A 26,509-nucleotide genomic window follows, 5' to 3' on the forward strand; every position below is an offset into this window, starting at 1 on the left:
CCGAGCGCCAGGCAAAGGCGCTCGGCGGGTCGGTGCCGGCTTCAGATACGGAAGGTGCCGACCAGGTGTTTCAGACGGCTGGCCTGCTGTTCCAAATCGGAACAGGCACGCAGCGTCGCCTGCAGGTTTTCGACGCCTTCCTGATTGAGCATGTTGATTTCGTTGATATCCATATTGATGGCTTCGACCACGGCCGTCTGCTCCTCGGTGGCCGTGGCCACGGACTGGTTCATGCCATCGATTTCGCCAATGCGCACGGTGACACTGTCCAGCCGCTCACCGGCCTGGTTGGCGATCTGCACACTGTCCAGGCTATGGCGCTGGCTCTGGTCCATGGTATCGACCGACTCGCGGGCGCCCACTTGCAGCTCCTCGATCATGCCCTGGACCTGCTGCGCGGATTCCTGGGTGCGATGGGCCAGGTTACGCACTTCGTCGGCCACCACTGCGAAACCACGACCCGCTTCACCGGCACGCGCGGCCTCGATGGCGGCGTTGAGCGCCAGCAGGTTGGTCTGCTGGGAAATGCTGGTGATCACTTCGAGAATCTGGCCGATGTTGACGGTTTTACTGTTGAGCGTCTCGATGTGGGCGCTGGACGTCACGATCAAGTCGGAAAGCCGGTTCATGGCGGCGATGTTGCGATCGACCACTTGCTGGCCTTCTTCAGCCAGACGCCGTGCAGAACTTGCATGCTGAGAAGCCTGCGCCGCATTGCCGGCGATCTCCTGGGCGGCAGCGCCCAGCTCGTTGATGGCGGCCGCCACGCTGTTGGTGCGGTTGGATTGTTCGTCGGAATTGGTCATCGACGAATTGGACGCACTGATCACACGCAACGCGACTTCGTTCACCTGCTCGGTGGCCGAGGACACTTCACGGATCGAGCCGTGGATACGCTCGACGAAGCGGTTGAAGGCGTTGCCCAGGATGCCGAACTCGTCGTGATGGTGGATGCGCAGGCGCTTGGTGAGGTCGCCTTCGCCCTCGGCGATGTCCTCCATGGCCCGTGTCATGGTGTGCAGCGGCTGCATCAGCACACGGATCAGCAGCCCCAGCAGGGCGATGATGATCACCACGGCCACCACGGTGGCGATCACGGCGGAGGTGCGGAACGTGCTGAGCATCGCGAAGGCCTTGTCCTTGTCCACCGACAGGCCGATGTACCAGTTGGCCGAAGGCAAGCCGGTCACCGGTGTGAACGTCAGCAGGCGGGCATGGCCGTCACTTTGCACTTCGGTCAGCTCAGGGGTGAGCTTCGGTGTGCGCTCGGGGAACAGGTCTGACAATGATTTCATCACCAGGCCTTGATCCGGGTGGACCAGGATCTTGCCTTGGTCGTTTACCAGGAAGGCATACCCCATGCCGCCGAAGTTCAGCGAGTTGATGATTTGCGCCAGGCCGTCCAGTGCCAGGTCACCACCGACCACTCCCACCGAATCGGCCACCTTGTCGAGGATGCCGATCACCATCTTGTTGGTGGTCATGTCGATGTAGGGTTCGGTCAGCAGGGTGCCGCTGGCACTCATGCCATCCTTGTACCAGGGGCGTGTGCGGGGATCGTACCCGTCAGGCATCTTTGCATCCGGGCGCACGCTGAAGCTGCCATCGACCCTGCCCAGGTAAACGGTAAGGAAACTCGATATCAGCGCCTGCTGGCCCATCAGGGTTTCAGCATTGGCCGGTTGCTGGGCGATATTCTGCGCCAGGTTCTCGACCAGTTTGATACGTCCCTCGAACAAACTGCGGATGTTGGTCGACGTAGAGGCGCCCATCTCAGTCAGGTAGTCCTGAAGGTCCTCGCGAATCGCATTACGCTGCAGGTAGTCGTTGTAGAGGGTGAACAGGCTGAATGCGAGGATCACGATCAGTGATGCTGCCAGCAGAATCTTGTGGCTGAAACGAAGGCTTTTGTTCATGAAATCATCGGGTCCGCTAAGGTTTTGTATCAGGCGTTCGCAGCTGTAGGGCCCAGCCAGTGCAACATCCCGAAAAGTCCTTTTTCGGTTGTTCTCTCTGAGTAAGGCGAATATCACCCAGAGGTATCGGCCGAAGTAAGACAAAGCTTGAGCAGAGGATTAAAGAGATGTCGGAATCTTCATTTATCGTTGTAGGATCAAGCCCTGATGGCCAGCCCGTAGGGCAAGCGATGCGGCTTGCCAACCGGCACGGGTTGGTGGCGGGGGCCACCGGTACCGGCAAGACCGTGACCCTGCAACACTTGGCCGAGGCTTTCAGTGATGCCGGCGTGGCGGTGTTCGCGGCCGACGTCAAGGGCGACCTGTGTGGGCTAGGCGCCAAAGGCGCGCCTGAGGGCAAGGTGGCCGAGCGCATCGCAGGGATGCCTTGGTTGCACCACCAGCCACAGGCCTACCCGGTCAGCGTGTGGGACATCGCGGGCCAGTCGGGGCATCCGTTGCGTACCACGATCAGCGAAATGGGGCCTTTGCTGTTAGGCAACTTGCTTGAGCTCACCGATAGCCAACAGGCGGCGCTGTATGCCAGTTTCAAGGTGGCCGATCGCGAAGGCTTGCTGTTGCTGGACCTCAAGGACCTCAAAGCGCTGCTTGGCCACCTGAAGGACAACCCGCAGGTGCTGGGCGAAGACAGTGCGCTGGTTACCGGCGCGTCCGTGCAGGCGTTGCTGCGCCGGCTGGCCACCCTGGAGCAGCAGGGGGCAGAAGCGTTGTTTGGTGAGCCGGCATTGCAGCTCGAAGACATTCTGCGGCCCGACCCGGATGGGCGAGGGCGCATCCATTTGCTCGATGCCAGCCGCCTGGTGCATGAGGCACCCAAGGTCTACGCCACGTTTCTACTGTGGCTGCTGGCCGAACTGTTCGAGCAACTGCCCGAGCGTGGTGATGCCGAAAAACCGGTGCTGGCGCTGTTCTTCGATGAAGCGCACCTGCTGTTCAAGGACACGCCCAAGGCCTTGCAAGACCGCCTGGAGCAGGTGGTGCGGCTGATTCGCTCAAAAGGGGTCGGGGTGTATTTCGTCACCCAGTCCCCAGCCGACCTGCCCGATGCAGTCCTTGCCCAGTTGGGCCTGCGAATCCAGCATGGCTTGCGGGCGTATACGGCCAAGGAGCAGAAGGCGCTACGCGCCGTAGCCGAGGGCTTTCGCCCCAACCCTTCATTCGATGCGTTGTCCTCGCTGACCGAGTTGGGTATTGGCGAGGCCTTGGTCGGCACGCTTGAGGACAAGGGAACACCTGCCAGTGTGCAGCGGGTGCTGGTCGCCCCGCCGCAATCGCGCATCGGCCCGTTGAGTGAGGCCGAGCGCAGTGCACTGATTGCGCGATCCCCCTTGGTTGGCCGTTATGACGAACCCATAGACCGGGAGTCGGCTTACGAAAGGCTCAACCAACGCAAGGGCGAAGCGGTGGAGCCCGCGCCGCAACCCAAGGCTGATGACAGCAGTTTCGCTGAAAAGGCGAGCGAATTTCTGCAAGGCGCGGCCGGGCAGGCGATCAAGTCGGCGATGCGTCAGGCTGCCAATCAACTGGGGCGGCAGCTGGTGCGCGGGCTGATGGGCTCGTTGCTGGGCGGGAAAAAGAAGTAGCTGCGCGGTGTGAAACCATCGCCCATAAAAAAGGCGCCCGACGGCGCCTTTTTCTATGGGCTGAGGTCAGCCGATTGCCTTGGACGCCAACCAGAACAGGCCGGCGGCAAGCCCCATCGAGGCGGGCAGGGTCAGCACCCACGCCATCAGGATGGTCTTCACCGTACCGCCCTGCAGGCCGCTTTTGTTGGCGACCATGGTGCCGGCAACGCCGGAAGACAGCACATGCGTGGTTGAAACCGGCAGCGCGAACACGTTGGCCATGCCAATGGCGCAGGCCGCGGTGATCTGCGCCGACATGCCCTGGGCATAGGTCATGCCCTGTTTGCCAATCTTCTCGCCAACGGTCAACACCACGCGGCGCCAGCCAACCATGGTGCCCAGGCCCAGGGCCAGGGCAACGGCCACGATCACCCAGAACGGAGCGTACTCAGTGGTGGCGGTCAGGTCCTTGCGCAGCTTTTCCAGGTCGGACTTTTCACGCGCATCCAGGCCCGGCAACTTGCCAACCTTTTTCGCGGTGTCGTCCAGGCACAGCAGGTAACGGCGTACTTCTACACGCTTGTCCGCGTCCAGGGCCCGGTAGTCGGTCACGCCCTGCAGCGAGGACTGCAGCGCGGCGATGGTCGGCTCGGTCTGCTGGGGATTGCAGCTGAACTGTTCAGGCAGGTCACTGGCCTTGGCCTTGCCCAGCGCCAGGAATTCGCCCAGCGTGGCAGCGTTGCGCTCGTAGAACTGGCTCATGTGCAACGTGGCATCACGGGTGCGTTCAATCTGGTAGGTGGTGCTGTTCAGGTCGAGCACGAACTTGGCCGGTACGATGCCGATCAATACCAGCATGATTAGGCCAATGCCTTTCTGACCGTCATTGGAGCCGTGCACGAAGCTCACGCCCATGGCCGAAATCACCAGCACCAGACGATTCCAGAAAGGCGGGTGCTTCTTGTCGTCCAGTTTGCGGCGTTGCTCAGGCGTCTTGTGCATCTTCGACAGCGGGCGCCACCATTTCAGGCCAAGCAGGACCAGCGCGGCCACGGCAAACCCGGCGATCGGCGAAACCACCAGAGACATGGCGATATCGATGGCTTTCTGCCAATTGACGCCGTCACCCAGCGGAATGTCGTTGATGAGCGCGTTGGCCAGGCCCACGCCCAGGATCGAGCCGATCAGGGTATGCGAACTGGACGCAGGAATACCGAAGTACCAGGTGCCCAGGTTCCAGGTAATGGCTGCGGCCAGCAGCGAGAAGACCATGGCCAGGCCGTGCCCGGTGTTCACATTGATCAGCAGCTCTACCGGAAGCAGGTGCACGATGGCATAAGCCACCCCGACCCCACCCAGCAGAACGCCAAGGAAGTTGAACACGCCGGAGAAGAACACGGCCAGGTGTGGTGGCATGGCTTTGGTGTAGATGACGGTGGCTACCGCGTTGGCGGTGTCATGAAAGCCATTGATGAACTCGAAGGCGAGCACGAAGGTCAAGGCGAGCAGCAAGCTCACCAATACCCAGGCATCCAGTCCGCTGAATAAATCGATCATGAAGGTTGTCTGGCGGTCGTAGGGGGGCCGGATTATGCCAGAAAACGTTGGCAATCGATGCACCCGCGGCAGCCGCTGATCATGTCGCCCAGGTCAGAAATTGCCGTCTGCCATTGCAGGTCGGTCAACATTATCGAAGCCAAATGTGTTCAACGTCAGCGAAAAGTCAGCAAAATGCGCGGAAGGTGAGGCGGTTAATAGTTTTAAACGCTCGTATGAAATTTGTGAAATTCCATTACAACCATTGCGCCAGAGCAATTACGCGCTCTGGGCACCCCTAGCGCTTTGACGATTGGGCAAAGGGCTAGGGGTTAGCGCTGCGCAATTCCTTCTCCATGCGTTCCAGCTCCTGGCTGAACGCCTGGTCGCGCATGTTGGCGCGTTTGCGCCAGGGTTTGCGTTCCGGTTCCGGCTGTGCCGCATAGGTGGTCACTTCGCCGCCATACACATCCTTGAAACGCTCAGCCTGGCGCTCGAGTTCTGCGCGCAGTTCTTCTTTTGTCACATGCAGTACCTGAATTGAATTGGAAAGAGGACCGCCCTGTCGGCGTAAACCGTTAGACGATATCGACACTTAACTTGCCGGCGGGACCTGGATCGACACTTGCCGGCGGGACCTGGATCGACGCGTCGTCCAACTAGACGACCGGAGTATATCAACACTCGAATAAGGCCAGTGTGATGGGATTGGCCCGACGGGCAATCAAAGACATGTCGATATTAAGAAAACCACAACGTGTGAAAGTTCGATATCGCACGTGATGCACACCGCAAAAACAAAACGGCCCCACCAATTGGCAGGGCCGTTGCCTGGGACTTCTACGGTGGGTACCTGACCAGTCTCTCCAAAGAAGCCACAAGTGGCACTGGAAAGGTATAAGCAAACGTGTCGCCGGTCAATTGCGATTATCGGCCGGTTGTTCGATAATCGCACAAGTCGGCGATTTTGTTGAGGTGTGCGATGAATGACGATAAAACAGCCCGTGACAGTGCTCTGCCCGAAGCAGCACGCAGTCCGGCACCCGCCCTGGCCCCGCCAATCGTGGCATCGCCGGCCAAACGCATTCAGGCGTTCACCGGCGATCCTGACTTCATGACCTCCCTGGCGCGTGGGCTTGCCGTCATACAGGCATTTCAGGAACGCAAGCGGCACCTGACCATCGCGCAAATCAGCCATCGCACCGAAATACCTCGGGCGGCAGTGCGCCGATGCCTGCATACGCTGATGAAGCTGGGCTACGCGACCACCGACGGGCGTACCTACTCCTTGCTGCCCAAAGTGCTGACGCTCGGCCATGCGTACCTGTCATCGACACCCCTGGCCATTTCCGCGCAGCCTTACCTGGACCGTATCAGCGACCAGTTGCACGAGGCGGCCAACATGGCGACCCTCGAAGGGGACGACATTCTGTACATCGCCCGCTCGGCGACGGTAGAGCGCCTGATCTCGGTAGACCTGTCGGTCGGTGGACGGCTCCCGGCGTATTGCACGTCCATGGGCCGCATCCTCCTGGCGGCCATGGACGACACCAGCTTGCGCGAATACTTCGATCGTGCCGACCTCCAGGCCCGCACCAGCCGTACCCTGCACGACGCCCCGTCGCTGTTCGCCTGCATCGAGCAAGTGCGTAGCCAGGGATGGTGCGTGGTCGACCAGGAACTCGAACAAGGCCTGCGCTCGGTGGCCGTGCCCGTCTACGACGCCTCAGGCCAGGTACTGGCGGCGCTGAACGTCAGTACCCACGTCGGGCGTGTACCGCGCAGTGAACTGGAGCAGCGGTTTCTTCCCGTACTGCTGGAAGCCAGCCAAGAGCTTAGCCATCAGCTGTTTGGATAAGCGCGAAGGCTTTAGGATCATTACAGCCTGCTGACAAAGCGTTCGATAATCGCCCAGTTCAGCCTTGAGCTAATTGTGACGGCCCCGCCTTTGTCCCTAACCTGATGCCCACCCGGCGGACAGGTTGCAGTGACCCGATTGTGCCTGTATCGCCGGCGCCCATGGTCACTGCAGGAGACGCAAGATGCGCGAGGTCTATATTTGTGATGCCGTTCGCACGCCCATTGGCCGGTTTGGTGGCGCCCTTGCCAGCATCCGGGCTGACGACCTGGCGGCGGTACCGCTCAAGGCATTGATCGCGCGCAACCCGGGTGTGCACTGGGCGCACCTGGACGAGGTGTTTTTCGGTTGTGCCAATCAGGCGGGCGAAGACAACCGTAACGTGGCACGCATGGCGTTGCTGCTGGCCGGGCTGCCTGAATGCGTGCCGGGTGTCACCCTCAACCGCTTGTGCGCTTCGGGCATGGAGGCCGTCGGCGCGGCGTTCCGCGCCATCGCCTGTGGCGAAATGGAGCTGGCCATCGCGGGCGGCGTGGAGTCGATGTCGCGAGCGCCGTTTGTCATGGGCAAAGCGCAAAGCGCTTATTCACGCACCATGCAACTGGAAGACACCACCATCGGCTGGCGTTTCGTCAACCCGCTCATGAAAGCGCAATACGGCGTGGATGCCATGCCGCAGACGGCGGACAACGTAGCTGACGACCATGGCATCTCCCGCGCCGACCAGGATGCGTTTGCCTTGCGCAGTCAGCACAAGGCCGCAGCGGCGCAAGCTGCCGGGTTTTTCGCCGAGGAAATCGTGCCGGTGTGCGTCGCGCACAAGAAGGGTGAGACCTGGGTAGAGCACGATGAGCACGTGCGACCCGATACCACCCTTGAGGCCTTGGCCAGGCTCAACCCCGTCAATGGCGTGGGCAAAACGGTGACGGCGGGCAATGCATCGGGGGTCAACGATGGCGCGGCAGCGATGATCCTGGCGTCTGCCGAGGCCGTGCACACCCATGGCCTGACCGCTCGCGCCAAGGTACTGGGCATGGCCAGTGCGGGGGTGGCCCCGCGGGTCATGGGCATCGGGCCGGTGCCTGCGGTACGCAAGCTGATCGAGCGACTGGGCATCGACATCAGCGCATTCGATGTCATTGAACTCAACGAGGCCTTCGCCAGCCAGGGGCTGGCCGTTCTTCGCGGGCTAGGGGTGGCGGACGATGCGCCCCAGGTCAACCCCAACGGCGGTGCCATCGCACTGGGCCACCCGCTGGGCATGAGTGGTGCGCGCCTGGTACTGACGGCGCTGCACCACCTTGAGCGCACAGGAGGGCGCAAAGGCTTGGCCACGATGTGCGTAGGTGTCGGTCAAGGGCTGGCGCTGGCCATTGAACGGCTTTGAGGGAGCCTGCGCCCGGGTGCCTCAGAGATGAGGGCAGCCGGCAGCGCCTCGCTGCACTTGATTGCACACCACGCGGAACGACTGTGTAACCAGGTATGTCTAGACTTACCTTGTATTCCTCCAGGAGCACGACTGACATGACCACCCCTCACTACACTGGCGAGGAGCGTAGCAAACGCATCTTCGCCATCGTCGGCGCCTCTTCAGGCAACCTGGTGGAATGGTTCGACTTCTATGTCTACGCCTTCTGCGCCATTTATTTTGCTCCGGCGTTCTTTCCCTCAGATGACCCGACCGTGCAACTGCTCAATACCGCCGGCGTGTTTGCCGCAGGCTTTCTGATGCGGCCTATCGGCGGCTGGATCTTCGGCCGTCTGGCCGACCGCCACGGTCGCAAGAACTCGCTGATGATCTCGGTACTGATGATGTGCTTCGGGTCCTTGGCCATCGCCTGCCTGCCCACTTACGCCAGTATTGGCACATGGGCGCCGGCATTGCTGCTGCTGGCGCGCTTGATTCAGGGCCTGTCGGTGGGGGGTGAATACGGCACCACGGCGACCTACATGAGCGAAGTGGCGCTGCGTGGCCAGCGGGGCTTCTTTGCATCGTTCCAGTACGTGACCCTGATTGGCGGCCAGTTGCTGGCAGTATTGGTGGTGGTGATCCTGCAGCAGTTGCTGACCGAAGACGAGCTGCGCGCCTGGGGCTGGCGAATTCCCTTCGTGGTCGGTGCGATCGCTGCCGTCATCTCCTTGATGCTGCGCCGCTCCCTGCACGAAACCAGCAGCGCAGAAACGCGCCAGGACAAGGACGCCGGCAGTATCCGCAGTTTGTTCGGCAATCACCTGGCGGCCTTCATCACGGTGCTGGGCTACACCGCTGGCGGCTCGCTGATCTTCTACACCTTTACCACCTACATGCAGAAGTACCTGGTCAACACGGCTGGCATGACCGCCAAGCACGCCAGCTACGCAATGACCGGGGCGCTGTTCCTGTTCATGGTGATGCAGCCGTTCTTCGGCATGCTGTCCGACCGCATCGGCCGGCGTAACTCCATGCTGTTGTTCGGCGCGCTGGGCACGGTGTTCACGGTGCCATTGCTCATGGCGCTCAAGACGGTCAGCAGCCCCTTCATGGCGTTCGTGCTGGTGAGCCTGGCGTTGTGCATCGTCAGCTTCTACACCTCCATCAGTGGTCTGGTGAAAGCCGAAATGTTCCCGCCCCAGGTGCGGGCCTTGGGCGTGGGGCTTGCCTACGCGGTGGCCAACGCCGTGTTTGGCGGGTCGGCGGAGTACGTGGCCCTGGGGCTCAAGACCTTGGGCATGGAAAACACGTTCTACTGGTACGTGACCGCCATGATGGCCATCGCTTTCCTGTTCAGCCTGCGCTTGCCAAAACAAGCCAAGTACCTGCACCACGATCATTGACGAGCTCGACACAGAGCGTGAAGCGCGGCGGGCCGTCCGCGGTATCGGGACGGCCTGTCGAGGTTGTCACTGCCGCACGGCCTTACGCACCGCCACCGGGCCGGCGGCGCGCTCGATCTGACGCTTGAGGGCAGGGCACAGGCCCATCATGAAGGCCGCTTCGGCCACCACGAACAGCGGCCCGATGATCAAGCCGCTGATGTCATCGACGAACGCTGGCTTGCGCCCCTCGTAATGATGACCGACGAACTGGATGATCCAGCCCACCACGAACGCACCCACGCCCACCGACAGCCACAGCGCCGTGGTCTGCACCGCCAGCAGGTGACCTAACCACAGGCACAGGCTCAACAGGACGCCCATCACCAGGCCGAAGCGAAGCTCCAGGCGCAGGTAGAACCAGGTGGCCGCCGCCGAGACAAGCAGGGCAGGAGACAGCCAAATGCCGCCCAGCGACCCGCCTGGCCGAGACAACAGAATGGCCACGGACAGGACAATCAGAGGTATGCCGACGAAATGAGTGACGATGTTGCGTGGGTCGCGGTGATAGCCCGCGTAGCGGATCAGGTGCTCGGCGAGGGTGCTCATGGTGCTGCCTCCTGGTGGGCTTGCCGGGGTGTGCCCGATATAGCTCAGGATAGCTGTGGTCACCATCATCATCAGCCTGGCGAATGCCAGGGCCGCGCCTTGCTCATCACCCACCGCGTCTGTCGAGGCCTGGCGGGTGGTGAGCAAGCGGGCGGGTATCAGCCGCGGGGCGTCTGTACCGAGGCCTGCTGGTTGGCCTGCCCGGTGCGCTCGTACCAGCCGCCACCGAGTGCCTTGTACAGGTTGACTTCGCTGGTCAGCTGCGAAAGGCGGTCACCGATCAGCGCCTGCTGCGCACTGAACAGGTTGCGCTGGGCGTCGAGGAACGTCAGGTTGCTGTCGATGCCGATACGGTACCGACGCTCGGCCAGGCGGTAGTAGTCCTGGTTGGCTTGCACCAGGTCCCGCTGGGCTTGCAACTGCTCCTCGAAGGTCTTGCGCGCGGCCAGCCCATCGGATACTTCCTGGAACGCAGTCTGGATGGACTTCTCGTAGCGGGCGACGTTGATGTCCTTCTGGATCTTGGCGTAGTCAAGGCTCGCTTTCAGGCTGCCGGCGGTGAAGATCGGCAGGTTGATCTGCGGCTGGAACAGCCAGGTGCCCGACCCACCCTTGAACAGCCCGCCCATGTCGGTGCTCAAGGTGCCCGCATTGGCCGTCAGGCTGATGCTGGGGAAGAAGGCCGCGCGGGCAGCGCCGATGTTGGCGTTGGCCGCCTTGAGCAGGTGCTCGGCCTCCTGGATGTCAGGGCGGCGCTGCAATAGGTCCGACGGCAGGCCTGCCGGTACTTCGGCCAGTTGATCGGCGTCCAGGCGCAGCGGTTCAGGCAGGTTGGTGGGGATGCCGGTCCCCAGCAGGACAGTCAGGCTGTTCACGTCCTGGGCGACCAGGCGCTGGTACTGCGAGTACTTGACCCGGGCGCCTTCGACAGCCGTGCGGGCCTGGCTCAGGTCCAGCGCCGACGCCACGCCCACCTCGTTGCTGCGCCGGGTGAGGTTGTAGCTTTCCTGATAGTTCTTCAGGGTTTCCTCGGTCAGCTTGAACAGCGCCTGGTCGGCCTGCCAGGTGTAATAGGCGTTCGCCACGCTCGCCACCAGGCTGATCTGGGTGGAGCGACGCGCCTGCTCGCTGGACAGGTAGGTCTCCAGCGCCTGTTCCGAAAGGCTGCGCACGCGGCCGAACAGGTCGAGTTCATAGGCACTGACGCCCAGGGTTGCCGAATACTGGCTGGTGATGCCCGACTGGCCAGTCTGCGACATGTTCGCCGGGATGCGTTGACGGCTGCCACTGCCGTTGGCCGACACCGCCGGGAACAGGTCCGCACGCTGGATGCGGTACTGGGCGCGGTAGGCGTCGATGTTCAGCGCCGCGACGCGCAGGTCCCGGTTGTTGACCAGCGCGGTCTGGATCAGTTGCTGCAGCGCCGGGTCGTTGAAGAACTGCCGCCAGCCCTGTTCGGCGGCAGCGACGTCCGCCGACTGGGTGGGCGAGTAGGCCGGGCCTTGCGGCCACTGCTCAGCCACCGGTGCTTCCGGGGTCTGGTAGTCGGGGATCAGCGAGCAGCCGCCGAGGATGAAAGCGGTGACTGCCAGGGACAACAAAGACTTGGTCATTGCCCAGCCTCATAACGTGGAGTTTCAGGGGTGTCATCTTTTTTCGGCTCTTTGCTGCCGAACAGCGACGACACTGCGACGAAGAACAACGGTACCCAGAAGATGGCCAGCACGGTCGCACTGATCATGCCGCCGATCACGCCGGTACCAATGGCGTGCTGGCTGCCGGCGCCAGCGCCGCTGGCGATGGTCAACGGTACCACGCCGAGGATGAAGGCCAGCGAGGTCATGATGATCGGGCGCAAACGCATGCGGCACGCCTCGATCGCCGCGTCGTACAGGCTGCGGCCCTGCTCGTGCAATTCCTTGGCGAACTCGACGATCAGAATGGCGTTCTTGGCCGCCAGGCCGATGGTGGTCAAGAGGCCGACCAGGAAGTACACGTCATTGGACAGCCCGCGCAGGCTGGTAGCGATCAACGCACCGATGATGCCCAGTGGCACCACCAGCACCACGGCGATCGGAATCGACCAGCTTTCGTACAGCGCTGCCAGGCACAGGAACACGAACAGCAGCGACAGGGCGAACAGGGCCGGCATTTGCGAACCAGACAGCTTCTCCTCGTAGGACATGCCCGTCCAGGAGAAACCTACGCCGCTTGGCAGTTCGCCGGCGATGCGCTCGACCTCGGCCATGGCCTCACCGGTACTGTAGCCAGGGGCAGGCGCACCGAGGATTTCCATGGCTTCTACGCCGTTGTAGCGCGAGAGCTTGGGCGAGCCGTAGGTCCATTCACCTTTGGCGAACGAAGAGAACGGCACCATTTCGCCATCGGCGTTGCGCACATACCACTTCTGCAGGTCTTCCGGGCTCATCCGGGCATTGGCTTCGCCCTGGATGTAGACCTTCTTGACCCGGCCGCGGTCGATGAAGTCGTTGACGTAGCTGGCACCGAAGGCAATCGACAGGGTGTTGTTGATGTCCGAGATGGTCACGCCCAGGGCGCTGGCACGCTCGTCATCGATGGTCAGCTGGTACTGCGGTTCGTCGTTCAGGCCATTGGGGCGTACACCGCTGAGGATCTTGCTTTGCGAAGCCTTGGCCAGGAACTGGTTGCGGGCCTCCATCAGCTTGGCATGGCCGACACCGCCGCGGTCCTGCAGGAACACGTCGAAGCCTGTGGCGTTACCCAGCTCGAGCACCGCTGGTGGTGCGAACGCGAAGACCATGGCGTCGCGGAAGCTGAAGAAGTGCTGCTGCGCCCGCTGGGCAAGGCCGAACACGCTGTTTTCCGCCGTACGCTCACCCCAGGGCTTGAGCATGATGAACGCCATGCCCGAGCTCTGGCCGCGGCCTGCGAAGTTGAAGCCGTTGACGGTGAACACCGAGGACACCGTGTCGGCTTCGTCCTTGAGCAGGTATTCGCGCATCTGGTCGACCACTGCCTGGGTACGCTCGGCACTGGAGCCGGCCGGCGTCTGCACCTGGGCAAACAGTACACCCTGGTCTTCCTCGGGCAGGAACGCGGTTGGAATGCGGGTGAACAGGAAAATCATGCCGGCCACGATCAGGGCATAGCCCAACAGGAACGGAATCTTGTTGCGCAGGATGGTCCCCACGCTGCGCTCGTAGCCGTTGACGCTGCGATCGAAGCTGCGGTTGAACCAGCCGAAGAACCCACCCTTGGCCTCATGGTGCTGGCCCTTTTTCAAAGGCTTGAGCATGGTGGCGCACAGCGCCGGGGTGAAGACCAGCGCCACCAGCACCGACAGGCCCATGGCCGAGACGATGGTGATGGAGAACTGGCGGTAGATCACACCAGTGGAGCCCCCGAAGAACGCCATGGGCAGCAGTACGGCCGACAATACCAGGGCGATACCCACCAGCGCGCCCTGGATCTGCTCCATGGAGCGCTTGGTCGCCTCCTTGGGCGGTAGCCCTTCTTCGGACATCACCCGCTCGACGTTTTCCACCACCACGATGGCATCGTCCACCAGCAGGCCGATGGCCAGCACCATGGCGAACATGGTCAGGGTGTTGATGCTGAAGCCTGCGGCGGCAAGGATGCCGAAGGTGCCCAGCAAAACCACCGGTACGGTCATGGTGGTGATGATGGTGGCGCGGAAGTTCTGCAGGAACAGGTACATCACCAGGAACACCAGCACGACGGCTTCGATCAGGGTATGGATGACCCCGCTGATCGATTCGGTGACCACCGGCGTGGTGTCATACGGGAATACCGCCTTGACCCCTGGCGGGAAGAACGGCTCCAGGTCGGCGATGGTCTGGCGCAGGGCCTTGGCCGTATCCAGTGCGTTGGCGCCCGTGGCCAGCTTGACGGCCAGGCCCGAGGCGGGCTTGCCGTTGAACTGGGCGCTGACGGCGTAGTTCTCGCCGCCAAGGCTGACCTGGGCCACATCGCCCAGGCGTACTTGGGAGCCATCGTTGTTGACCTTGAGCAGGATCTTCTCGAACTGCTCGGCAGTCTGCAGGCGGGTCTTGCCGATGATGGTGGCGTTGAGCTGCGTCCCAGGCACGGCTGGCAGGCCGCCGAGCTGGCCGGAGGAGACCTGAACGTTCTGGGCAGCCACGGCGGTCTTGACGTCCACCGGGGTCAGCTGGAACTTGTTCAATTTGGCCGGATCGAGCCAGATGCGCATGGCGTACTGGGCGCCGAACACCTGGAAGTCACCCACACCGGCCGTACGCGAGATCGGGTCCTGCATGTTGGAGACGATGTAGTTGGCCAGGTCGTCCTTGGTCATGCTGCCGTCTTCGGACACCAGACCGATCACCATCAGGAAGTTCTTCACGGCCTTGGTGACGCGGATACCTTGTTGCTGCACTTCCTGCGGCAGCAAGGGGGTGGCCAGGTTGAGCTTGTTCTGCACCTGCACCTGGGCGGTGTCGGGGTTGGTACCCTGCTCGAAGGTGGCAGTAATGGTCATGCTGCCGTCGGAGTTACTTTCCGACGACACATAACGCAGGTTGTCGATACCGTTGAGCTGCTGTTCGATCACCTGCACCACCGTATCCTGCACGGTTTGCGCCGAAGCGCCCGGGTAGGTCACGGCAATGGCGATGGCCGGTGGGGCGATGCTGGGGTACTGGTTGATCGGCAACTTCAGGATCGACAAGGCGCCGACCAGCATGATCACCAAGGCGATCACCCAGGCGAAGATCGGGCGATCAATAAAGAACTTCGACATGGTTTACTCCGCTTTGGCGTCTGCTTTCGCTGCGTTGCCCTGATTGGGGCTGTCCGGCTTCTTGACGTTGGTGGCTTCGCTGACCTTGACCTCGGCACCTGGACGCACGTACTGCAAGCCTTCGGTGATCAGGCGGTCGCCTGGGTTCAGGCCTTCCTCGATCAGCCAGTCGCTGCCCACGGTACGGCTGGCCTTGAGCTGGCGCAGTTCGACCTTGTTGTCCTTGTTCACCACCAGCGCGGTAGGGGCGCCCTTGAGGTCGCGCGTCACGCCCTGCTGCGGTGCCAGGATGGCATTGGCGTTCACGCCCGCCTTGAGCCGTGCATGCACGAACATGCCAGGCAACAGGGTGTGGTCAGGGTTGGGGAAGATGGCACGCAGGGTGACCGAGCCGGTGGTTTCGTCCACGGCCACTTCGGAGAACTCCAGGCGCCCTTCCTGCTTGTACAGGGTGCCGTCTTCGAGCACCAGTTGGACCGACGCTGCGTTGTCGCCAGCGCGCTGCAGTTGGCCGCTTTCCAGCTCGCGCCGCAGCTTGAGCAGCTCGGCAGTGGACTGGGTCACGTCGACGTAGATCGGGTCCAGTTGCTGGATGGTGGCCATGGCACTGGTCTGGCCGCTGTTGACCAGCGCGCCTTCGGTTACCGCCGAACGACCGATGCGGCCGCTGATGGGGGCCAGGACCTTGGTGTAGCGCAGGTCGATCTGCGCACTCTTGAGCGAGGCCTCGGCTTGCAGGCGCTTGGCATTGGCGTCGTCGTATTCCTGCCGGGAAACCGCCTGTTCCTCGATCAGCTGCTTGTAGCGATCAGCCAGAGAGCGGGTAGCCTGCAGGTCTGCCTGGGCCTTGCTCAGGTTGGCTTCGTAGACGGCCGGGTCGATCTGATACAGCTGTTGGCCCTGCTTGACCTCGCTGCCTTCCTTGAACAGGCGCTTGAGGATGATCCCGTTTACCTGTGGACGAACTTCGGCGATCCGGTAGGCATTGGTGCGGCCTGGCAGCTCGGTGGTCAAGGTGAAGGCCTGCGGCTGTAGGGTCACTACGCCGACTTGAGGCGCCTGCTGCTGCTGTTGCTGCTGCGCGGCTTGGTCTTCTTTATTGCAGCCACTGAGCAGGGTTGCGAGGGCTACGGCTGAAACCAGGGCGGTAACGGCTGGCTTGAATTGCATGAGAATCCTCGGATCGCAGGAGCAGGGAGACGCTCAAGAGTAATGGAATGTCTTGATCTGGATAAATGGCTATCCGGTGGATAAATAGCTTGCTAAGGAATATACTTACATTCATGGTTGTTTGTAAATACCGCCGGGTTGTCCATGGCTACCGCCACAGCCCTTGATTAGCTTGATCCGCCAGGTGCCCCTAGAGGCGCCCCGGAGCCTTCCCGCACGCGTCGCCGCGTTCGGGCCAGATGAGGTTGTACTGCCATGGTCCGTCGAACCAAAGAGGAAGCCCAGGAAACTCGCGCCCAGATCATCCAGGCGGCAGAAAGGGCTTTCTACAAGCGCGGGGTTGCGCGAACCACCCTTGCGGACATCGCCGAACAGGCGGGCGTCACGCGAGGTGCAATCTACTGGCACTTCAATAACAAGGCCGAACTGGTGCAGGCACTGCTCGACAGCTTGCATGAAACCCATGACCATCTTGCGCGCGCCAGCGAAAGCGAGGACGAACTCGACCCGCTCGACTGCATGCGCAAATTGCTGCTGCAAGTGTTCAACGACCTGGTGCGCGACGCCAGGACACGCCGTATCAATGAGATTCTGCATCACAAGTGCGAGTTCACCGATGACATGTGCGAAATCCGCCAGCAGCGCCAGGTGGCAGTAGTGGACTGCCACACAGGCATTACCCTGGCCTTGGCCAATGCAGTGCGCCGTGGCCAACTCCCGGTGGAGCTGGATGTGGAGCGGGCAGCGGTGGCCATGTTTTCTTACGTTGATGGGTTGATCAGGCGCTGGCTGTTGCTGCCCGACAGCGTGGACCTGCTGGGCAACGCCGAGAAATGGGTCGACGCCGGGTTGGATATGCTGCGCTTGAGCCCGGCGATGCGCAAATGAGACTTTGTGAAGGTTTGTGAGGGCTATTCCCCAGGGACGTGCCAGTGATCAGCACCTGAGCTTCCCTGCGGGCCACCTCAATGCCCGCGCAGTGGCCGATCCGGCAGCAGCACCGCCACCACCAGTGCAATGACGCCGACCCCTGCACTGGCCATCAACAGATGCCGGAAAGTGATCGCCAAGTGTGCCTGCAGTTCAGGGCTCACCTGGTTGGCCTTGAAGGTACCCAGCAACGGATTGTCCAGCAACGCGAACCCGCCTTGGTGCAGCAAGGCCAGCAGCAGGCTCGACATGCAGGCCACGCCCATGGCGCCACCGAGGGACCGAAACAGGTTGGTGGTGCTGGTGGCGACCCCCATGTCCTGGGCCTGCACGGCATTCTGCGTGCCTACCAGTGACGTTGGGAACTGCATCCCGCACGCGATCCCTGTCAGCAGCATGAACAGTGCACTGGCCAGCCCGGCCTGCGGCGGCGTGATCGCCAAGGCGAAGATAGACACCGGCATCAGCAGGGCGCCAGTAAGGATCTGCGGCTTGTAGCGGCCAAGCCGCGTTGTCAGACGTCCTGCGGTAAAAGCACCGATGGGTAGCCCCATGGCCAACGGCAGCAGATGCAAGGCGGCGCTGTCGGCACCGGCACCGGTGAGGCCCTGGTAGCGCAAGGGCATCAGCATGGTCAGGGAAATGGCCTGGAAGCTGGCGAAGAAAATCACGCCCCAGCACAGCACCGCGGCGCGATTGCCGAATAGCGTCAACGGCAGAAGTGGCTCGACGCAGCGGCGCTCCTGGAGGATGAACAGGATCATGGCGATCACGGCGCAGGTGAACAGGCCTAGCACGGCGGGCGCCGTCCAGGCCTGCCCCTGGCCGACCAGGGTGATCCCGAGCAGCAGGCTGCCCAAGCCCACGATCAGCAGCAGCGCGCCCGGATAATCCACTTGTGCGGGCCGATGCTGCACGGGCAGACCGGCCAGGGCGCGGTGGATAGCCCAGAGCGCGGCGATGCCAAGCGGCACGTTGATCCAGAACACCCAGCGCCAGGACAGGTACTCGGTCAGCCAGCCGCCCAGTACCGGCCCCGCCACGCTGGCCAGGGCATACATGCTGCTGAAATAGCCTTGATAACGGCCTCGTTCGCGCGGGGGCACGAAGTCGCCGATGATCGCCTGGCTCACCGATACCATGCCGCCTGCGCCGATGCCTTGCAGCACTCTGGCCAGCACCAGTTGCGGCATGTCCTGAGCCAGCGCACAGCCGATCGAGGCGACAGTGAACACGCCGATTCCGGTCAGGATCATGCGACGCCGCCCATAGAGATCGCCCAGCTTGCCGTAGATCGGGACGGCCACTGTCATGGCAACCATATAGCCGGAAATGACCCAGGCCAGCAGACCGACATCATTGAACTGCGCGGAGATCGCAGGCAATGACACTGCCACGATGGTTTGATCCAGTGCGCCGAGAAAGATGGCCAGCATCAAGGCGGTCAGGATCTGGCGCAGGGCAATCGCAGGCAGGGCAGGGGGCACGGCAGTTCCTTTGGTTTGAGTGGGCTTCATCCGAACGATCCCGCAGGCTACAGCTACGCGCGATCAAGACCAGGGCACGCCTGCACAGGGGCAGTGAAAGCATGGCAGTGTAACCTGAGTTACGTAGCTTCCTATGTACTCTGAGCATCGCCTATGCATGATCGGCATCAACGCATTCATCCAGCAGAGGCTGGCCCCGTGATATCTTTGGTATGCCAATCCCGCGCTAAGCCCCTGTTTGCACTAGCTTGGTGCGACCTCTCGGGGGTTAATCGGATTCCCCTGGCTCCTACACCTTTATTCCTCTGCCTGCATGTGGAGCATGACCGCGACTTGAGTGGTCCATGAATTGTGCAGGTACGCCCGATACAGAGGCCGGTAGTTACCGTTCAGAAATTTCTACAATTGCGGAGTGATCATGCCCAAGGCTTCCCACCAAGATCTGCGTATTGCCTTCCGCGAGCTGCTCGCTTCAGGTTCGTGCTACCACACCGCCTCGGTGTTCGACCCCATGTCTGCGCGCATTGCCGCGGACCTGGGTTTTGAGGTCGGCATCCTCGGAGGTTCGGTGGCATCGCTGCAGGTACTGGCTGCGCCGGATTTTGCCCTGATCACACTGAGCGAATTCGTCGAGCAAGCCACGCGAATTGGTCGCGTGGCCCAGTTGCCGGTGCTGGCAGACGCCGACCACGGATACGGCAATGCGTTGAACGTGATGCGCACTGTCACGGAGCTGGAGCGTGCCGGCGTGGCGGCGTTGACGATCGAGGATACGCTGTTGCCGGCTCAGTTCGGGCGCAAGTCCACCGATCTCATATCGGTAGAAGAAGGCGTGGGCAAGATCCGCGCGGCGCTCGAGGCGCGCGTCGATTCGTCCCTGTCGATCATCGCCCGTACCAACGCCGGCGTGCTCAGCACCGAAGAAGTGATCGTGCGGACTCAGAGCTACCAGAAAGCGGGTGCCGACGGCATCTGCATGGTAGGGGTAAAGGACTTCGACCAGCTCGAACAGATCGCCAGCCACCTGACCGTACCCTTGATGCTGGTGACCTACGGCAACCCCAACCTGCATGATGACGCGCGTCTGGCAAGCCTGGGCGTGCGCATCGCCGTCGACGGTCACGCGGCTTACTTCGCCGCCATCAAGGCGACGTACGACTGCCTGCGCCAGCAGCGTGGCCAGCAGCACAAGTCCGATAACTTGAGCGCCACCGAGCTTTCGCATACCTACACCCAGCCCGAGGACTACATCCGCTGGGCCAAGGAATACATGAGCGTCGAGGAGTAAGCAGGCGCTTACAGGTCCCGGTCCCAGGTCGGCTCCTCCTCGAAGCGCTGGACGAGAAAGTCCAGCAGGGTGCGCAAGGTCGCGGGCATGTGCTTGCGTGAGGTATAGACCGCCGTCAGGTCCAGGGTCTGCGGCCTGGCCTCGGGAAGCAGGCGCACCAGTTCTGCGCTGCGCAGGGCGGCAGCCGCCTGATAGGTGGGGAGCAGGGCGATGCCGGCGCCTGCTGCTACCGCCTTTTGCAATGTCAGGGACTCGTTGGCGCTGATGTTGCCCTGAACCGGCACCGCAACCTGCTGGCCGTTGACCTCGAACTGCCACACCCCATTGCCGTAATAGCTGTGCGTCAGGCAATTGTGGTGTGACAGGTCCTCGACCCGCTCGGGTGTGCCGTGCTCGGCCAGGTAGGCGGGCGCGGCGCAGATCACCGAGCGGCATACGCTCAGGCGGCGGGCAACCAGGCTAGGGTCCAGGTCGTTGCTGTTGCGGATGGCCAGGTCGATGCGTTCGTCCACCAGGTTCACGGTGCGATCGAGCATCTGCAGGTCGACTTTTACCAATGGGTACTGACGCACATAGGCGGCCACGGCATCGGCCAGCTGCGCCTGTCCAAATGACGTACTGACGCTGATACGCAATGTCCCCCGTGGTGTCTGGTCTTGCTGTTGTACGGCTCCTTGCAGTTCGCTGGCCAACTCCAGCAATTGCCTGCAGCGCGGCAGGAGGTCCTGGCCCGCGGCAGTCAGGCTGAGCCGGCGCGTGGTGCGCTGCATCAGCCGCGCGCCCACCCACGCTTCGAGCTGTGCCAGGTACCGAGAGACCACGGGGCGCGAGAGCTGCAGGTGCTCGGCCGCCGCCGACTGACTGCCAAGGTCCACTACCGTGACGAAAACGCGCATAGCTGTTAAACGATCCATCATTTGCCCGATTTCAGAAACAAACCATGTGCAAGCATGGCATTTTTCTGCAGGGTGTCGCCCCTTAAGCTGCAGGCATTTCCACTCTGACGGATGCCTGCGATGACACTCCTTTCTCCCTTGCGTGGCCTGGTGCTCGGATGCCTGGCCTGTGCCGCCCCACTGCTGGCCGCCGCTCCCTTGCAATTGGACGTGTACAACCCTGGCGCCGATGCGCCGTTTGCGGTCAGCTCGGTGATCGTGAGCGGCCAGCGTGACGCCGTGTTGATCGATGCACAATTTGGCACTGATCACGCCCGGCAACTGGTGCAGCGTATCCGTGCGAGTGGCAAGCGCTTGACGACGATCTACATCAGCCAGGGTGACCCCGATTATTACTTCGGCCTGGCAACCTTGACCCAGGCGTTCCCTGACGCCGAGGTGTTGGCTTCGGTCGCCACGGTCGAACACATCCGCAACACCATGGAGGCCAAACTGGCGTACTGGGGGCCTGAAATGGGGGCGCAAAAACCTGAGCGGCTGGTGCTGCCCAAGGTGTTGACAGGCAACCGCCTGCTGCTCGAGGACCAGGTGCTGGAGGTGCGTGGCCTTGAAGGACCGCAGCCGGACCGCAGCTTTGTCTGGATACCTTCGATCAAGGCAGTGGTTGGCGGGGTCGTGGTTTCGCAGAACATTCATGTGTGGATGGCCGACACACAATCGGCGTCCTCGCGTGCTCATTGGCTGCAAACCTTGGCGGACATCCAGGCGCTTGCGCCGCAAACCGTGGTACCCGGGCACTTCGTCGGTGCCAGTGATTACTCACCGCAGTCCGTTGGCTTTACCGCCGATTACATCCGCACCTTCGAGGCGCAGGCGCGCGCAGCAAACGATGCGGCTGCGCTGGTCGAGGCCATGAAACGACGCTATCCGGGGTTGGGCGATGAGAGTGCGCTGGCGCTCAGCGCCAAGGTGGCCAAGGGCGAGATGCAGTGGCCCCTCCAGTGACGGTGCGCGCGTACGCAATGCAGCGCTGCGGTGACCTTGGTCTTGCTACACCGCGCTGGACCGCAGCCGGGCCATGTCACGAATAGGCGGTGCGCCGTAGAGCCGGCTGTACTCACGGCTGAATTGCGAAGGGCTCTCGTAGCCCACTCGATAGGCCGCCACGGCGGCCTCAAGGCCATCGTTGAGCATCAGCCGCCGGGCTTCTTGCAAGCGCAGTTGCTTCTGGTACTGCAGCGGGCTCATCGAAGTCACCGCCTTGAAGCGATGGTGCAGGGTGGAAACGCTGAGGTTGACCTCGCGGGCCAGGTCCTCGATGCGCAGTGGCCGCTGATAGTTGTCGTTGAGCCAGCTGATGGCCTGGCACACGCGGTGGGTCTGGCTGTTGGCCAAGGCAATTTCGTACAGCCGGTAGCCCTGCGGGCCGCGCAGCAGGCGGTAGAGAATCTCCCTGCGCACCAGCGGTGCCAGCATGGCGATGTCGCGTGGCGTGTCGAGCAGGCGGAGCAGGCGCAGCAAGGCATCGAGCAGCGCGCTGTCAGTTTTTTCCACGTACAGGCCGCGCCCATACGGGCGATTGGGTACCAGCATCGGACCGCTGTCGGCGATCAGCTGGCTGATCTCGGCAGGGTCCAGGTCCATGCGCAACCCCAGGCTCGGGCGCTGCGGGCTGGCGTCGAGCTTGACCGCGCTCAGCGGCAAGGTGACCGAAACCACCATGTAGTGCAGCGGGTCGTAGGCGTACTGTTCGTCGCCGAGGAACAGGCTTTTGCTGCCCTGGGCCAGAATGCACAGCGCAGGTTGCGCCAGGGTAGGTACCGAGCGAATGTTCTCGGTGTAGCGCACCAGGAACAGGTTGTCGATGGCCGAGGCCGGCCCATAAGGGTCGCCTGCATGGCGAGCGATCAAGTCGGCCAACTCCTGGCGCTGGACCTCCAGGTGCGGATCAAGGGACGGGGCGATGGACATGGGGCTTTCCTCTGCTGACCGACGCAGAATAGGTTTGGGCAACCGCCGAAGCTAGTCGAATACTGCAGATCGATTGCCTGATCCTGCCGCGATGCAGAATCAGGCAATCGGTGTGCAGTAATGGCCTAACGCGCAAACGCGCCCAGGCCCTAGCCTTGCAAGCCAGGTATTCGATGGCTGCTTCAGGGAGAGTGTGCAATGAGGCTACAACAACCGGTCACCCACCTTGCCTTGATTCGCGCCAGCAGCGGGCGCTCGGCCGAACTGGGCGCACGCTTGCGCGACCTGTTGGTGCCGTCGCTGCACACCCCGGGTTGCCTGAGTTTTTCGGTGCAACGCTCGCAGGCTGATGACGACCTGTGGTTATTGAGCGGTAGCTGGCAGGACCAGCAGGCGATGAATGGCTACTTCGCTTCGCCGACGCTGAATGTGTTCGGCGAGTTGGTGCAGTCCCAGGTGGTGAGCAGTCTGGATCTGCACACGTTTGGTTGAGCCTGCCTTACGAGCGCACAGGCCAGTGATTGCCGCATCATCGAGCCAGTGGGTACCATCCAGGTTTCACCCACGAGGCGTATGGCAAAGATGGCACGTAGAGAGTTTCCCCAGTTCGAAGCCGTGTCGGCAATGGTGCCGGCCGAAGGCGGTGGCTACCACGCAGCCATTGCCGTCAAGGCCATGGGCATGGGCGGTGCACCGCGCTTTCACAAGGTGCTCGATGGGCAAGTGTTCAAGGGCGCCGTGGCTGCGGACGAGGCGGCCACGGGCGAGTTGCAACGCCTGCAAGGTGTCGGCGAGGCGGGTGAGCTGATCTGGTGATCAGGCTTTGGGCCTGGGCATCTTGAACAGGTTGCCCAGCTCGAAATAGTCCGCCGGGCCACCGCCACGCAGGATGGGCTCGGCCGCTGCGGTATCGTAGATGCCGTCCTTGAGCAGGCGCTCGGCGATGTGCACCGCCACCACTTCGCCCAGGATCAACCAGCTCGGTACCAACGCCTGGTCGGCGCGCTGCAGTTGCACGATCTGCGTCACCTTGCATTCGAACGCCACAGGGGTTTCCCCTACCCGTGGCACCTGTACCACGCTCGACGGCGTGGCCGTCAGGCCGCTGAGTTCGAACTCGTTCACCTCAGGCGATACCGCCGAGCAGCTCAGGTTCATCTGCTCGGCCAGGGGGCGGGTGGCCAGGTTCCAGACGAATTCACCGGTTTGCTCGATATTGTTCAGGCTGTCTTTGCGCCCGACGCTGCAGAAACCGATGATCGGTGGAATGTAGTTGAAGGCGTTGAAGAAGCTGTAAGGCGCGAGATTCAAATGGCCTTGCTGGTCCTGCGAAGATATCCAGCCGATCGGGCGAGGGCCGACGATGGCGTTGAATGGATCATGGGGTAGGCCATGGCCTTTGGCGGGTTCGTAGTAATACATCTGCGCTGGGCTTGCCGGCCCACCTCCTGGTTTGAGAGGCGACCAGTGTGCCAAGCCTGAAGCCAACTGGGAATGCTGGAGCCCGGCGAAAGCCGGGCTGAGTGCGCATGGCTACTATCAGCTAATGCCATGGGCGTTGGTGCGGTCGAAACCGTCTTCGGCGAAGCGCTGGCCACCGGTGCGGTCGAAACCATCTTCGGCGAAGCGCTGGGCACCGGTGCGGTCGAAACCGTCTTCTGCGAAGCGCTGGCCACCGGTGCGGTCAAAACCGTCTTCTGCGAAGCGCTGACCACCTGTGCGGTCAAAGCCGTCCTCGGCATAGCCGGTGGCCTGAGCAGGCGCCGCTGCGAAGGTATGCGCATGGGTGCGATCGAATCCATCTTCGGCAGATGCGCCTGCGGCAAATGCGAAAAGAGCGAGGGTCAGGATGAATTTGCTTTTCATGGGGATGCTCCAGAGTAGGTGTGTCGTTTCGATAAAATGAATGCTACGCCGATTAATGCGATTAAAAAGCGCTAAAAATCGTGCTTAATAATCTATTTATCCGATTGATTGGAGCGCGCACCTGGGCTGGAACGCAGGCAGCCCGGGGAGTTTCGAGGCGCAGGTACTGGCGCTTTTGCTGATGGGGTAATGTGCCGGAGTGTGATTAATGGGCCATTAAGCCAAGCGCGTCGGACGAACGTCGTGCCAGTGCGGGAAGGGAAGGTGCAAGCTGGGCCTGCAGAGGAGGGCTGGCGCCTGGATGATCCGACGAGGCCCGGCGTGGCCAAACGAAATCGGGCGCCCTCTAGGCGCCCGAAGCAGTGCTAAGCGTGGGATGGGCTTAGTCGGTGGTGATCCGCGAATGCTGCTTGGTGTCCTTCATGGTGGCGTACACCAACAGCGAGCAGGCGATGCAGCCTGTGACGTACCAGTAGAAGCCGCTTTCCATGCCGGCGCTCTTGAACCACAAGGCCACGTATTCGGCCGTACCGCCGAAGATGGACACGGTCAGGGCGTAGGGCAGGCCAACGCCCAGGGCGCGGATTTCGGTGGGGAACAGCTCAGCCTTCACCACCGCGTTGATCGAGGTGTAGCCGCTGACGATGATCAACGCGGCCATGATCAGGAAGAACGCGCCCCACCAGGTCTGGATGGTGTGCAGGGTGCTGAGGATCGGCACCGTGAACAGCGTACCGAGCACCCCGAAGGCAATCAGGATAGGGCGCCGGCCGATCTTGTCCGACAGCCCACCCACCAGGGGTTGCAGGCACATGAACAGGAACAGCGTCGCGGCCGAGATGGTGGTCGAATCGCTGATGCTCATCCCGACTGTGTTGACCAGGTATTTCTGCATGTAGGTGGTGTAGGTGTAGAAGGCCAGGGTACCGCCCATGGTCAGGCCGACCACGGTCAGCAGTTCCTTGGGGTGGCGCATCAAGGTGCGCATCAGGCTTTCCTTGGCTTTCTCCTTCTTGGTGAACGACGCGGTTTCTTCCATGCCCCGTCGCAGGTAGAGGGCCACCACCGCACACAGGGCACCGATCACGAACGGCACACGCCAGCCCCACGCGTACAACTGCTCGGTGGTCAGGGTCTGTTGCAGAACGATCAGTACCGCCAGGGCGATGAGCTGGCCCGAAATCAGCGTCACGTACTGGAAGCTGGAGAAGAAGCCTCGACGCTCCTTGCTGGCCATTTCGCTCAGGTAGGTGGCCGAGGTGCCGTACTCACCGCCCACCGACAACCCTTGCATCAAGCGAGCGACCACCAGCAGGACCGGCGCTGCCACACCGATGGTTTCATAGCCGGGGGTGAGGGCGATCACCAGCGAGCCTGCGCACATCAGCAGCACCGAGGCCATCAGTGCAGCCTTGCGGCCCTTGCGGTCGGCGTACATGCCCATCAGCCAGCCACCGATCGGGCGCATCAAAAAGCCCACCGCAAAGATGGCGGCGGTGTTGAGCAGTTGAGCGGTGGAATCGCCGGCCGGGAAGAAAGCCTTGGCGAAATACAGCGAGAACGCTGCATAGACGTACCAGTCGTACCATTCGACCATGTTGCCGATCGAACCGCTGAAGATCGACTTGAGGCGACTGGCAGTGGTTCTTGGCGCGGCAGGCGTTGCGGCCGCCCCGGTAGGCAGGGAGGTAGCGTTATCCATCAGGGACACCTTCTCATTGTTGTTGTGAAAGCGCGCAGGGCGCAGCTTGCAGTAGCTTTTGCAGAAGGTGTGCCAAAAAGAGGCGCGATTGCTTCGTTTG

General features: G+C 62.1%; 22 protein-coding genes. 9 read left to right on the forward strand and 13 right to left on the reverse strand.

Annotation, left to right across the window (positions count from 1 at the left end):
* Positions 1-41: 41 nt before the first annotated feature.
* Entirely contained in the window at positions 42-1,916 is a 1,875-nt protein-coding gene (locus MOP87_RS03865; RefSeq protein WP_027914534.1) for a methyl-accepting chemotaxis protein, read from the reverse strand.
* Between the two features lie 167 nt (positions 1,917-2,083).
* On the opposite strand from MOP87_RS03865, the gene MOP87_RS03870 reads away from it, so the two are divergent.
* The gene (locus MOP87_RS03870; protein ID WP_242810144.1) at positions 2,084-3,559 is read left to right on the forward strand and encodes a helicase HerA-like domain-containing protein; all 1,476 of its coding nucleotides are present in this window, start codon (positions 2,084-2,086) and stop codon (positions 3,557-3,559) included.
* 66 nt (positions 3,560-3,625) lie between these two features.
* Here the strand turns inward: MOP87_RS03870 and MOP87_RS03875 are convergent, their stop codons facing one another.
* Together MOP87_RS03875 and MOP87_RS03880 are read right to left on the reverse strand one after the other, a co-directional pair.
* Positions 3,626-5,098, reverse strand: a complete 1,473-nt coding sequence (locus MOP87_RS03875) for an inorganic phosphate transporter (protein ID WP_023534437.1) — start codon at positions 5,096-5,098, stop codon at positions 3,626-3,628.
* A 304-nt stretch (positions 5,099-5,402) separates the two neighbouring features.
* Positions 5,403-5,603, reverse strand: a complete 201-nt coding sequence (locus MOP87_RS03880) for a hypothetical protein (protein ID WP_027914536.1) — start codon at positions 5,601-5,603, stop codon at positions 5,403-5,405.
* Positions 5,604-6,059: 456 nt separating this feature from the next.
* Here MOP87_RS03880 and pcaR point away from each other — a divergent pair, with 456 nt between their 5' ends.
* The 3 genes from pcaR to MOP87_RS03895 all read left to right on the forward strand — a co-directional run bounded on the left by pcaR (position 6,060) and on the right by MOP87_RS03895 (position 9,749).
* Complete coding sequence (gene pcaR, locus MOP87_RS03885) at positions 6,060-6,935, forward strand: pca regulon transcriptional regulator PcaR (RefSeq protein WP_242810145.1); 876 nt, start codon at positions 6,060-6,062, stop codon at positions 6,933-6,935.
* Positions 6,936-7,119: 184 nt separating this feature from the next.
* Positions 7,120-8,322 carry a 3-oxoadipyl-CoA thiolase gene (pcaF, locus tag MOP87_RS03890; protein WP_027914538.1) on the forward strand — a complete coding sequence of 401 codons (1,203 nt, stop codon included), beginning with the start codon at positions 7,120-7,122 and terminating at the stop codon, positions 8,320-8,322.
* Between the two features lie 137 nt (positions 8,323-8,459).
* Positions 8,460-9,749: an MFS family transporter gene (locus MOP87_RS03895; protein WP_197874302.1), complete on the forward strand. Its 1,290-nt coding sequence runs from the start codon at positions 8,460-8,462 to the stop codon at positions 9,747-9,749.
* Between the two features lie 66 nt (positions 9,750-9,815).
* On the opposite strand, the gene MOP87_RS03900 is transcribed toward MOP87_RS03895, so the two are convergent.
* The 4 genes from MOP87_RS03900 to MOP87_RS03915 all read right to left on the reverse strand — a co-directional run bounded on the left by MOP87_RS03900 (position 9,816) and on the right by MOP87_RS03915 (position 16,269).
* On the reverse strand, positions 9,816-10,337 hold the full coding sequence (locus tag MOP87_RS03900) for an Mpo1-like protein (RefSeq protein ID WP_242810146.1): 522 nt from the start codon (positions 10,335-10,337) through the stop codon (positions 9,816-9,818).
* A gap of 158 nt (positions 10,338-10,495) precedes the next feature.
* Entirely contained in the window at positions 10,496-11,950 is a 1,455-nt protein-coding gene (locus MOP87_RS03905) for an AdeC/AdeK/OprM family multidrug efflux complex outer membrane factor (RefSeq protein WP_027914540.1), read from the reverse strand.
* Positions 11,947-15,099 carry a multidrug efflux RND transporter permease subunit TtgB gene (gene ttgB / locus MOP87_RS03910; RefSeq protein ID WP_027914541.1) on the reverse strand — a complete coding sequence of 1,051 codons (3,153 nt, stop codon included), beginning with the start codon at positions 15,097-15,099 and terminating at the stop codon, positions 11,947-11,949. Before ttgB ends, MOP87_RS03905 begins: the two co-directional genes overlap by 4 nt.
* A 3-nt stretch (positions 15,100-15,102) precedes the next feature.
* Positions 15,103-16,269: an efflux RND transporter periplasmic adaptor subunit gene (locus MOP87_RS03915; protein WP_242810147.1), complete on the reverse strand. Its 1,167-nt coding sequence runs from the start codon at positions 16,267-16,269 to the stop codon at positions 15,103-15,105.
* 255 nt (positions 16,270-16,524) lie between these two features.
* On the opposite strand from MOP87_RS03915, the gene ttgR reads away from it, so the two are divergent.
* Positions 16,525-17,157: an efflux transport transcriptional regulator TtgR gene (gene ttgR, locus MOP87_RS03920; protein ID WP_023534320.1), complete on the forward strand. Its 633-nt coding sequence runs from the start codon at positions 16,525-16,527 to the stop codon at positions 17,155-17,157.
* A 77-nt stretch (positions 17,158-17,234) separates the two neighbouring features.
* Here ttgR and MOP87_RS03925 read toward each other — a convergent pair whose 3' ends face one another.
* Positions 17,235-18,686, reverse strand: a complete 1,452-nt coding sequence (locus MOP87_RS03925) for an MDR family MFS transporter (RefSeq protein ID WP_027914543.1) — start codon at positions 18,684-18,686, stop codon at positions 17,235-17,237.
* A gap of 418 nt (positions 18,687-19,104) precedes the next feature.
* On the opposite strand from MOP87_RS03925, the gene MOP87_RS03930 reads away from it, so the two are divergent.
* Entirely contained in the window at positions 19,105-19,974 is an 870-nt protein-coding gene (locus tag MOP87_RS03930) for an oxaloacetate decarboxylase (RefSeq protein WP_027914544.1), read from the forward strand.
* 8 nt (positions 19,975-19,982) lie between these two features.
* On the opposite strand, the gene MOP87_RS03935 is transcribed toward MOP87_RS03930, so the two are convergent.
* Complete coding sequence (locus MOP87_RS03935; RefSeq protein ID WP_110607310.1) at positions 19,983-20,888, reverse strand: LysR family transcriptional regulator; 906 nt, start codon at positions 20,886-20,888, stop codon at positions 19,983-19,985.
* 102 nt (positions 20,889-20,990) lie between these two features.
* Here MOP87_RS03935 and MOP87_RS03940 point away from each other — a divergent pair, with 102 nt between their 5' ends.
* Complete coding sequence (locus tag MOP87_RS03940; RefSeq protein WP_197874304.1) at positions 20,991-21,875, forward strand: MBL fold metallo-hydrolase; 885 nt, start codon at positions 20,991-20,993, stop codon at positions 21,873-21,875.
* Positions 21,876-21,920: 45 nt separating this feature from the next.
* On the opposite strand, the gene MOP87_RS03945 is transcribed toward MOP87_RS03940, so the two are convergent.
* Positions 21,921-22,841, reverse strand: a complete 921-nt coding sequence (locus MOP87_RS03945) for an AraC family transcriptional regulator (RefSeq protein ID WP_027914547.1) — start codon at positions 22,839-22,841, stop codon at positions 21,921-21,923.
* 198 nt (positions 22,842-23,039) lie between these two features.
* Between MOP87_RS03945 and MOP87_RS03950 the strand changes: the two genes are divergently transcribed.
* Together MOP87_RS03950 and MOP87_RS03955 are read left to right on the forward strand one after the other, a co-directional pair.
* Entirely contained in the window at positions 23,040-23,333 is a 294-nt protein-coding gene (locus MOP87_RS03950; RefSeq protein ID WP_059183290.1) for an antibiotic biosynthesis monooxygenase family protein, read from the forward strand.
* 90 nt (positions 23,334-23,423) lie between these two features.
* Positions 23,424-23,657 carry a hypothetical protein gene (locus MOP87_RS03955; protein ID WP_059184111.1) on the forward strand — a complete coding sequence of 78 codons (234 nt, stop codon included), beginning with the start codon at positions 23,424-23,426 and terminating at the stop codon, positions 23,655-23,657.
* Here the strand turns inward: MOP87_RS03955 and MOP87_RS03960 are convergent, their stop codons facing one another.
* The 3 genes from MOP87_RS03960 to MOP87_RS03970 form a co-directional block, all read right to left on the reverse strand.
* A complete protein-coding gene (locus MOP87_RS03960) occupies positions 23,658-24,263 on the reverse strand; it encodes a flavin reductase family protein (RefSeq protein WP_206405671.1) in 606 nt (201 codons plus the stop codon).
* A gap of 117 nt (positions 24,264-24,380) precedes the next feature.
* Positions 24,381-24,707 (reverse strand): hypothetical protein, encoded by a 327-nt coding sequence (locus MOP87_RS03965; protein WP_242810148.1) that lies wholly within the window; start codon positions 24,705-24,707, stop codon positions 24,381-24,383.
* Between the two features lie 382 nt (positions 24,708-25,089).
* Entirely contained in the window at positions 25,090-26,409 is a 1,320-nt protein-coding gene (locus MOP87_RS03970) for an MFS transporter (protein ID WP_023534430.1), read from the reverse strand.
* Positions 26,410-26,509: the final 100 nt, after the last annotated feature.

Origin of the sequence: Pseudomonas sp. I3-I5 (genome assembly GCF_022699445.1) — a bacterium.
GTDB classification, from domain to species: Bacteria; Pseudomonadota; Gammaproteobacteria; order Pseudomonadales; family Pseudomonadaceae; genus Aquipseudomonas; species Aquipseudomonas fulva.

Coding starts and splice junctions, on each gene's coding strand:
- MOP87_RS03865 (WP_027914534.1), bottom strand. CDS start 1,916: ATGAACAAAAGCCTTCGTTTCAGCCACAAGATTCTGCTGGCAGCATCA.
- MOP87_RS03870 (WP_242810144.1), top strand. CDS start 2,084: ATGTCGGAATCTTCATTTATCGTTGTAGGATCAAGCCCTGATGGCCAG.
- MOP87_RS03875 (WP_023534437.1), bottom strand. CDS start 5,098: ATGATCGATTTATTCAGCGGACTGGATGCCTGGGTATTGGTGAGCTTG.
- pcaR (WP_242810145.1), top strand. CDS start 6,060: ATGAATGACGATAAAACAGCCCGTGACAGTGCTCTGCCCGAAGCAGCA.
- pcaF (WP_027914538.1), top strand. CDS start 7,120: ATGCGCGAGGTCTATATTTGTGATGCCGTTCGCACGCCCATTGGCCGG.
- MOP87_RS03895 (WP_197874302.1), top strand. CDS start 8,460: ATGACCACCCCTCACTACACTGGCGAGGAGCGTAGCAAACGCATCTTC.
- MOP87_RS03900 (WP_242810146.1), bottom strand. CDS start 10,337: ATGAGCACCCTCGCCGAGCACCTGATCCGCTACGCGGGCTATCACCGC.
- MOP87_RS03905 (WP_027914540.1), bottom strand. CDS start 11,950: ATGACCAAGTCTTTGTTGTCCCTGGCAGTCACCGCTTTCATCCTCGGC.
- ttgB (WP_027914541.1), bottom strand. CDS start 15,099: ATGTCGAAGTTCTTTATTGATCGCCCGATCTTCGCCTGGGTGATCGCC.
- MOP87_RS03915 (WP_242810147.1), bottom strand. CDS start 16,269: ATGCAATTCAAGCCAGCCGTTACCGCCCTGGTTTCAGCCGTAGCCCTC.
- ttgR (WP_023534320.1), top strand. CDS start 16,525: ATGGTCCGTCGAACCAAAGAGGAAGCCCAGGAAACTCGCGCCCAGATC.
- MOP87_RS03930 (WP_027914544.1), top strand. CDS start 19,105: ATGCCCAAGGCTTCCCACCAAGATCTGCGTATTGCCTTCCGCGAGCTG.
- MOP87_RS03935 (WP_110607310.1), bottom strand. CDS start 20,888: ATGGATCGTTTAACAGCTATGCGCGTTTTCGTCACGGTAGTGGACCTT.
- MOP87_RS03940 (WP_197874304.1), top strand. CDS start 20,991: ATGACACTCCTTTCTCCCTTGCGTGGCCTGGTGCTCGGATGCCTGGCC.
- MOP87_RS03945 (WP_027914547.1), bottom strand. CDS start 22,841: ATGTCCATCGCCCCGTCCCTTGATCCGCACCTGGAGGTCCAGCGCCAG.
- MOP87_RS03950 (WP_059183290.1), top strand. CDS start 23,040: ATGAGGCTACAACAACCGGTCACCCACCTTGCCTTGATTCGCGCCAGC.
- MOP87_RS03955 (WP_059184111.1), top strand. CDS start 23,424: ATGGCACGTAGAGAGTTTCCCCAGTTCGAAGCCGTGTCGGCAATGGTG.
- MOP87_RS03960 (WP_206405671.1), bottom strand. CDS start 24,263: ATGTATTACTACGAACCCGCCAAAGGCCATGGCCTACCCCATGATCCA.
- MOP87_RS03965 (WP_242810148.1), bottom strand. CDS start 24,707: ATGAAAAGCAAATTCATCCTGACCCTCGCTCTTTTCGCATTTGCCGCA.
- MOP87_RS03970 (WP_023534430.1), bottom strand. CDS start 26,409: ATGGATAACGCTACCTCCCTGCCTACCGGGGCGGCCGCAACGCCTGCC.